At 25.5% G+C, this 6,672-nt stretch carries 14 protein-coding genes; 3 read left to right on the top strand and 11 right to left on the bottom strand.

The genetic code is table 11. The features are described from left to right. Positions 1-39 precede the first annotated feature (39 nt). The 10 genes from KGF39_RS14080 to KGF39_RS14035 form a co-directional block, all read right to left on the bottom strand. Entirely contained in the window at positions 40-549 is a 510-nt protein-coding gene (locus KGF39_RS14080) for a siphovirus Gp157 family protein (RefSeq protein ID WP_227822780.1), read from the bottom strand. Between the two features lie 82 nt (positions 550-631). Further along, positions 632-949: a hypothetical protein gene (locus KGF39_RS14075; RefSeq protein WP_227822779.1), complete on the bottom strand. Its 318-nt coding sequence runs from the start codon at positions 947-949 to the stop codon at positions 632-634. A gap of 16 nt (positions 950-965) precedes the next feature. Next, a complete protein-coding gene (locus KGF39_RS14070; protein WP_227822778.1) occupies positions 966-1,382 on the bottom strand; it encodes a hypothetical protein in 417 nt (138 codons plus the stop codon). 97 nt (positions 1,383-1,479) lie between these two features. Further along, positions 1,480-1,692, bottom strand: coding sequence for a hypothetical protein (locus KGF39_RS14065; protein ID WP_022583264.1), 213 nt, complete (start codon positions 1,690-1,692; stop codon positions 1,480-1,482). Positions 1,693-1,707: 15 nt separating this feature from the next. Beyond that, positions 1,708-1,896: a hypothetical protein gene (locus KGF39_RS14060; RefSeq protein WP_021366363.1), complete on the bottom strand. Its 189-nt coding sequence runs from the start codon at positions 1,894-1,896 to the stop codon at positions 1,708-1,710. Between the two features lie 101 nt (positions 1,897-1,997). Next, positions 1,998-2,222, bottom strand: a complete 225-nt coding sequence (locus tag KGF39_RS14055) for a DeoR family transcriptional regulator (protein WP_009901709.1) — start codon at positions 2,220-2,222, stop codon at positions 1,998-2,000. Positions 2,223-2,257: 35 nt separating this feature from the next. Next, positions 2,258-2,512, bottom strand: coding sequence for a hypothetical protein (locus KGF39_RS14050; protein WP_227822777.1), 255 nt, complete (start codon positions 2,510-2,512; stop codon positions 2,258-2,260). A 19-nt stretch (positions 2,513-2,531) separates the two neighbouring features. Further along, complete coding sequence (locus tag KGF39_RS14045; protein ID WP_227822776.1) at positions 2,532-3,284, bottom strand: Rha family transcriptional regulator; 753 nt, start codon at positions 3,282-3,284, stop codon at positions 2,532-2,534. A 3-nt stretch (positions 3,285-3,287) separates the two neighbouring features. Continuing rightward, positions 3,288-3,746, bottom strand: coding sequence for a helix-turn-helix domain-containing protein (locus KGF39_RS14040; protein WP_227822775.1), 459 nt, complete (start codon positions 3,744-3,746; stop codon positions 3,288-3,290). A gap of 39 nt (positions 3,747-3,785) precedes the next feature. Continuing rightward, positions 3,786-4,013, bottom strand: a complete 228-nt coding sequence (locus tag KGF39_RS14035; RefSeq protein WP_227822774.1) for a helix-turn-helix domain-containing protein — start codon at positions 4,011-4,013, stop codon at positions 3,786-3,788. A 191-nt stretch (positions 4,014-4,204) separates the two neighbouring features. Here KGF39_RS14035 and KGF39_RS14030 point away from each other — a divergent pair, with 191 nt between their 5' ends. Next, a complete protein-coding gene (locus KGF39_RS14030; protein ID WP_227822773.1) occupies positions 4,205-4,564 on the top strand; it encodes a helix-turn-helix domain-containing protein in 360 nt (119 codons plus the stop codon). Positions 4,565-4,574: 10 nt separating this feature from the next. Here KGF39_RS14030 and KGF39_RS14025 read toward each other — a convergent pair whose 3' ends face one another. Then, positions 4,575-4,736 carry a hypothetical protein gene (locus KGF39_RS14025; RefSeq protein WP_227822772.1) on the bottom strand — a complete coding sequence of 54 codons (162 nt, stop codon included), beginning with the start codon at positions 4,734-4,736 and terminating at the stop codon, positions 4,575-4,577. Between the two features lie 583 nt (positions 4,737-5,319). On the opposite strand from KGF39_RS14025, the gene KGF39_RS14020 reads away from it, so the two are divergent. After that, the gene (locus KGF39_RS14020) at positions 5,320-5,535 is read left to right on the top strand and encodes a helix-turn-helix domain-containing protein (RefSeq protein ID WP_009901700.1); all 216 of its coding nucleotides are present in this window, start codon (positions 5,320-5,322) and stop codon (positions 5,533-5,535) included. A gap of 76 nt (positions 5,536-5,611) precedes the next feature. After that, positions 5,612-6,658, top strand: coding sequence for a tyrosine-type recombinase/integrase (locus KGF39_RS14015; RefSeq protein ID WP_413927089.1), 1,047 nt, complete (start codon positions 5,612-5,614; stop codon positions 6,656-6,658). The last annotated feature ends 14 nt before the right edge of the window (positions 6,659-6,672 follow it).

The raw sequence follows: 6,672 nt of genomic DNA, 5'->3' as shown, positions 1-6,672 counted from the left end.
AAGTTTTATATAAACATTATTAGTTTCCATGGTCCTCACCTACTCTTTTTTAGCTTTTGGAATTGTTAGTGTAGTTCCATATTCAATTCTGCAACCTTCAACCTCATGACCTTTTTTAATAAAGTCTTTAATGGTATTCTTATCTACTTTTACAACTTGCTCTACTGTTTTATATATAGCAGGTATCTTTTCTTCATCTTCTATGACTAAGCTACCTGCTGACTTTCTTATACTTATATTTCCTAAAACTGTTTCTACTTTTTTAGTACCAAGTAATTCCATACAGTCTTTTATATTGCTTTTTAATCTATCAAGAGTATTCTTTTTGACCCTTTTTAACTCTTGCAATCTTTTAATCTCTGAATCTATAGAGTTTATATCACTGTCAATGTTTAATATTACTGAAACTATCCTAGTGTTTTTATTTTGTATCTCTTGTTTTATTATTTCTTTTATTTCCTCTAGTTTTTCAGCTTCATTTCCTGTTATTTCTGTTAAACCTTCTTCTATTTCTAATAAAACTGTAGTTAATTCATATAAAGTACTCATAATTTCCCTCCGTTTATGCTATAATATAGCTATAATTTTATTTTTAATTTGTTTTGAATTGAGCCATTGCAGTGGCTCTTTTCTATATCTGAACATCTATAGGTCTATCTCTTTCAAGTTCTTCTGAAATTAATTGAAATATCTTGTAATCTTCGCTTTCTTCATATTCTTTTATTTCAATTTGTGTATCTATAATTTCTAGTAATGACTCAGCAAATATTTTTAATCTTTCATTTACACTTTTTTCTCTTAAAGCATTACTCAATGCAATGTCTTCTGATATATCTCTTTTTTCTTTTTTTCTAAGTTTTGTATAAAGTTGCTCGTTTTTATTTATTTCTAAATTAGCTCTATTTAGTTGTTGCTCTACTGCATTTCTCACTATAATTAAACTTTTCATAATTAATCTCCCTTAATTAAAATCTTTTAAATCTCAATTTATTACATCTATAATTTATTTTTCTGAAATTACACTTTAATTCTTCTGTTATAATAAACTTAAAATTATCAAATACAGTTTGAACTATTTTAAAAATCATTTTTACTTTATTTATATAAGTGCTACTTATTTCCAAATTTAATAATTGATAGAATTTTTTATATACAAGCAAATCTAATTCATCATGTTTTTGCATTTCACCAGCTTTAATTTTCTTTGCTAAAAACTCTAGTAAACTTTTAACTGTTAATAAGTCTTTCTCAATTTCAAAGATAGTAAGAACATTATTATAAGAATTGAATCTTTTCTTAATACTAAAATTTCCTTCTCTTTTTAATAATCTTGTTTGATATTCTAAAAATTTTTGTGTTATACATTTTTTAGTTGTTTTCATTTATTACACCCCTTCACTTAATCTCTATTTTGAAATAATCCTGCTAAACATATCGCAAATAAACCTACAATTATTAAAGCTGCCATTTTATTTCCTCCTAACCTAATCTTTGAAGAATATAATCGTCATATCTAAGGTCTTCTGGTATCAATGCTTGATACTCCATACAACCTCTTTCTTTATCAAAGTAAGCTAAATTTAGTTCCTCCTCGGTTGCTACTACTACAATACAATCAATTTCAAAACCAAATCTTTCACAACTTATTCTTATCGCATTTCCCACTTTGAACTTCTCTAAATTAAATACCATATACAATTAAACCTCCTACTTTATTTTTAAGTTTACTGGTAAATATAAGTTAACTAACTCTATATCTCTTGTTAAAGTACTTCTTTTGACTTTCTTATCTTTATTAAACTTCTTATTACTTTTCTGCTCGTCATAGTATGTAATCTTATATAACTCTTTGTTTCTCTCTACCTTGTAAACTTTGTTTTTATAGATTGTTTTCATGATGTTATCCCCTCGTTGTATTTTCTAAGACCCTCAAAACTTGCTTTTATTTGCTTATCATTGCAAAACTGGATATAAGCTATTAGTACCTTTACATTCAACTAAATCACCCCCTCTCTAGCCTTTTTATTTGATTGCTTCTTATAGAAAAATCTTTCTTCTAAATAAGTCTTTGGGACTTTTCCTGCAAATGTATAATAACCTTTTTTTTGCAATTCTTTGTTTAAATCTCTCATTATTCTATATGCTGTGCTTTCAGCTACATCTAAAAGCTCTGCAACTTCTTTGACTTTATAGTATCCTGAATTATTAACTTTTTTAGCCATCTTATCTACTCCTTTTTAAGAATATTCTGTATTTATTACTTATCAAGAAAGTTATAAAATAGAGCATCAAGCATACATAACAAATGACTATCTTTATCTATTGTTAATACTGCCTCTTCTTTTATATAAAACTTAATTAAATCTTCATCTAAACAATGAGTTATACAAGAATTGTCCTCACCACTTATTAACATTCCAACTTCTTTTAATACACCTTGTTTATTTTTAATTTGAACCTCTGCTATTTCATCAAGAGTATTTTTTATACCATAAAATATATCTTCATTCATTATCCTTACCTCCATATTTTTAACTTAATATTGATATTTGACATTCTTTTTCTTTTACTAGTCCATCCTTTATAAGTAATAATCTAAATGCTTCTCTTCCTTTTGGATTTATTAATGTTTGAGTATCTGAATGTCCATGTGGTGTTGTAAATTCTTTCAGTTCAAAATACTGCATCTTATTAGAATAAGGTTTTATTTTCCCTTTTAAATCTCTGTAACAATATTTCTTCTCTATTAACCATGAAACAAACACTTTTTCTTTTACTCCAAGTTCTTTTGCTGTATCTCTTATATTTGTTAGTAAATTTCTTTCTACTAAAGCATCAAAATAGTCTGCTTTTGGTTTCATTACTTGATTTTCTAATTGTAATTGTTCTTTTTCTTCAACTTCTATTAATAATTGTTGTAATGCTTCTTTGTATGTGGTTGGTAATTTAGGTTGTTTTTCTTTTAACTCTTGCTCCATTTCTTCAAACTTAGTTACATAAATTGCTGTAAATATAATACCTTTTTCTCCTGTCATTTTATTAGCTACCATGTCACAACCTTTTTTAGTTAATAAGTAGCAAGGTTGAATTTTATTTTGAGTATTTATATAAGTACTTTCTATGAAGAAATCTTGACTCTTCAAATTTGATGAGTCCTCTAAAATCTTCTTGTATCCTCTTATATCTCTTAACAAATTATCATGCTTCTTTTCTATTAATTCTGCTACTTCTCTACTCTCAACTAAGAACTGATTATTTTGATTGATTATTGTTAAGTCATTCATATCCTATACCTCCTTTGATATTTTTGTATTTCTTGAAAGTTTTAATTTTAAAATAGCTTCATATATACCCTCTAACTTTTCCATAACATCATTCCAAACTTCTTCCTCATCTTCATCTATTACATCATCTTCAACTATGTCTATGAAATCATCTTCCCTTTTTAAATAATCTTTTATTTCTTTATGCAACTTTAGAGTTATACTTGAAAGACTTCTCATTTCCAGTTTTGGTAAAAACATTACTCCTGCTTTTGTAGTTCTTCTAACATGTTCATAACCTAACAGGTTGTTATTGTATATAGAAATCATTTTAACTACTATTGCATTTGGTGGTATTCTTTTATCGTTCTCGTAGGCTCTTAAACTCTCTACTGATATATCTAGTAGTTCTGATGCTTTTTCTTGTGTAAGACCGGTATTTTCTCTGCTAATTTGATATATATTTTGGTACTGTTGCAACATTTAATTTTCACCTCTCATATTGTAAACTTAATATATGAACTAATTCATAGTTTTGGTAAACTTTAAGTTGACGCTATTATTAAAAAAAATTTCCTCTATACTTAGACCAAAGAAATCTGAAATAGTCTTTGCTTCTTCAAGAGTAAATTTAGTTTTACCATTTTCCTTATGCGAATAAGAAGTTAAAGTTATATTAAGTAAATTTGCTATATCAGACTGGTTAACATTATTTAGTTTTCTATACGCCTTTAATTTTTTAGTATTCATTTTATCACCTCTCTTTTAGTCAACTTTACGTTAACTTTATATTTATATAATAGTCCACTTTTAGTTTACTGTCAACATAAAATTTATATTTTTTTAAAAAAAGTATTCTTTATGTTATATATTTTATAAAAAGTATAACAAATAGTTTATAATAATCTATAATAAATGTGAATGGAAGGAGTAATGTTATTATGGCTCTTAAAGATAGAATAAAAGAAGAAAGACTTAAACTTAATTTGAACCAAGTTGAACTGGCAAAAATATTTAATGTAACAAAACAAACTGTAAGTAATTGGGAAAGTGGAAATAGAATACCAGATACTTTGATGCTAACTAAATTAGCTGATTTTTTCAATATATCTGTAGATTCTCTCTTAGGAAGACCCAGCCTTGATAAAAAATATAGTAATGATAAGTTTATTGATGAATTAGATAGTCCTGATGATATAAAAGAACTCATAAAAGTATTTATGAATTTAGATGAAGAGTCAAAAGAAAAGATGCTAAAAATTGCACAAGTTTTTATAGATGAAGAAAAACAAAACAAATAAAAAAAGAGGTTTAACCCTCTTTTTTTTTATTTGTTTCATTCACTATTTCTATATATATATTGAGTCTATTTTCGCTTACTATTTCCTTATATCTATTAAATTTATTTTCATTCACATTTTTTAGTTCAGTAAAAATATTATTAAGTATTAGAATCATTTTTTTATCATCCATTTAGATACACCTTCCCCTGTAAAGTATTTTCCTTCCCCTCAAACATATGTTCGCAAAAATAAGTACAAAACTCCTAAATTTAATACAGTTATAGATTTATTTCAATAAATATAATATTTAAAATTTCGAAGATTTTCTTTGTAAATATATTATATATAAATTTATATTATCTTGCAACTTGGCTAATATAGAGATTTTAGTTTTGATTTTAAAAATAAACTTCTATTTTTTATCTCTAGTGTTTCCAAGTGTTTCATATTATCTGTATTATTTATATTATCTCTATTATCTATATTTTTAATTAGTCGACTAACTTTATTTTACATAATTTTAATTTTAAAAATTTTTTTCGCATTTTTTTACATTTTATATTTATAGGCTTTTAAGTAAAATTTATTCTTTCTTTAAACTCTGCCATCTCAGCACTATCATTATAGTGCTTTTTGCTTTTAATTTCTTAACTACATTTTAACACATTTTTCCACCAAAAAATGTCCTAATGAGGAACATTTATTACAATAAACTACACAAACTATTAATTATAAAAATAATCAAAAAATAATTAAAAGGTGGATTTTAATAAATGTTGAAAAAATTAAGAAAAAAGAAAAGAATGACACAACTAGAATTAGCAGAAAAAATGGGACGTAACAGAAGTTATATATCAAAACTAGAAAATCAAGAATATAAAGATATAGGTATATCTACGATACTAGACTTATCTATAGCACTAGAAGAAGACTTCTTTGAACTGTGTAAATATTACAAGCTTCAAGAGATGAAAAGAAGAGAAAAATAAAACAATTATTTAGATAGTATATCTAACATGTTATAATTATTGTAATATTAAAATGACATAATTGGGGGTGTCTAAAATTCCTGCTTACAAAGATGAACAAAGAAAAAGTTGGTATGCTGGTTTTTATTTTACAGATTTCAATGGAGATAAAAAAAAGAAAATAAAAAGAGGTTTCAAAACTAAAAAAGAAGCTTTGGAATTTGAAAGAGAGTTTTTGAATAAATCTAAAATGAGTACTGATATGACTTTTGAAAGTCTTATAGAAGAATATATGCACGACATGTCTTCTAGATTAAAATTATCTACATTAGAAACTAAAAAGTATTTAATAAATTTTAGAATTTTACCTTTTTTCAAAAATCTAAAAATAAATGAAATTACTGCTGCACATATAAGAAAGTGGCAAAATGAACTATTAAAAAGTGATTATAGCCAAACATATATTAAAACAATAAATAACCAACTTGTTGCTGTATTAAATTATGCAGTTAAATATTATAACTTACCCTCTAATCCTGCTCACTTAGCAGGAACAATAGGTAAAAAAAATGCAGAAGAAATGAACTTTTGGACATTAGAAGAATTTAAAAAATTTATTGAATTTGAAAAGAAACCAGAACCTCGACTAGCATTTGAAATTTTATTTTGGACAGGGCTTAGATTAGGAGAGTTGTTAGCTCTTACTCCAAAAGATATTTTTGAAAATAAAATAAGTGTTGAAAAAAGTTACATAAGACTAAATGGTGAGGATATTATTTCCTCCCCTAAAACTCCTAAAAGTAAACGTGTTATCCCTATCCCACAATTCTTATATAATAGTATAAAAGATTATCTATCTAAACTATATGACTTAAAAGAAAATGAAAGAATATTTAAGTTTGCTAAAAGTTATCTTTCTAAAGAATTAGATAGATGCTGTAAGCTATCTAATTTAAAAAGAATTAGAGTGCATGATTTACGACATTCTCATGCTTCTCTCTTAGTAAATATGGATGTAAATATATTAACTATAGCAGAAAGATTAGGTCATGAAAAAGTAGAGACGACTTGGAATACATATTCTCATTTATACCCGAATAAGCAACTTGAAGTTGCACAAAAATTAGATGATTTAAATATATAGTATCATTTTAGTAT

The organism is Clostridioides sp. ZZV14-6345 (genome assembly GCF_020657775.1).
GTDB classification, from domain to species: Bacteria; Bacillota; Clostridia; order Peptostreptococcales; family Peptostreptococcaceae; genus Clostridioides; species Clostridioides difficile_D.
The sequence above is the reverse complement of the archived record's forward strand: the minus strand, read 5'-3'. Positions and strand labels throughout refer to the sequence as shown.

Bases quoted from the DNA above. Each gene is read 5' to 3' on its own strand.
- KGF39_RS14065 (WP_022583264.1), bottom strand. From the start codon at position 1,692: ATGGTATTTAATTTAGAGAAGTTCAAAGTGGGAAATGCGATAAGAATA.
- KGF39_RS14045 (WP_227822776.1), bottom strand. From the start codon at position 3,284: ATGAATGACTTAACAATAATCAATCAAAATAATCAGTTCTTAGTTGAG.
- KGF39_RS14075 (WP_227822779.1), bottom strand. From the start codon at position 949: ATGAAAAGTTTAATTATAGTGAGAAATGCAGTAGAGCAACAACTAAAT.
- KGF39_RS14050 (WP_227822777.1), bottom strand. From the start codon at position 2,512: ATGAATGAAGATATATTTTATGGTATAAAAAATACTCTTGATGAAATA.
- KGF39_RS14020 (WP_009901700.1), top strand. From the start codon at position 5,320: ATGTTGAAAAAATTAAGAAAAAAGAAAAGAATGACACAACTAGAATTA.
- KGF39_RS14070 (WP_227822778.1), bottom strand. From the start codon at position 1,382: ATGAAAACAACTAAAAAATGTATAACACAAAAATTTTTAGAATATCAA.
- KGF39_RS14030 (WP_227822773.1), top strand. From the start codon at position 4,205: ATGGCTCTTAAAGATAGAATAAAAGAAGAAAGACTTAAACTTAATTTG.
- KGF39_RS14040 (WP_227822775.1), bottom strand. From the start codon at position 3,746: ATGTTGCAACAGTACCAAAATATATATCAAATTAGCAGAGAAAATACC.
- KGF39_RS14035 (WP_227822774.1), bottom strand. From the start codon at position 4,013: ATGAATACTAAAAAATTAAAGGCGTATAGAAAACTAAATAATGTTAAC.
- KGF39_RS14060 (WP_021366363.1), bottom strand. From the start codon at position 1,896: ATGAAAACAATCTATAAAAACAAAGTTTACAAGGTAGAGAGAAACAAA.
- KGF39_RS14080 (WP_227822780.1), bottom strand. From the start codon at position 549: ATGAGTACTTTATATGAATTAACTACAGTTTTATTAGAAATAGAAGAA.
- KGF39_RS14025 (WP_227822772.1), bottom strand. From the start codon at position 4,736: ATGGATGATAAAAAAATGATTCTAATACTTAATAATATTTTTACTGAA.
- KGF39_RS14055 (WP_009901709.1), bottom strand. From the start codon at position 2,222: ATGGCTAAAAAAGTTAATAATTCAGGATACTATAAAGTCAAAGAAGTT.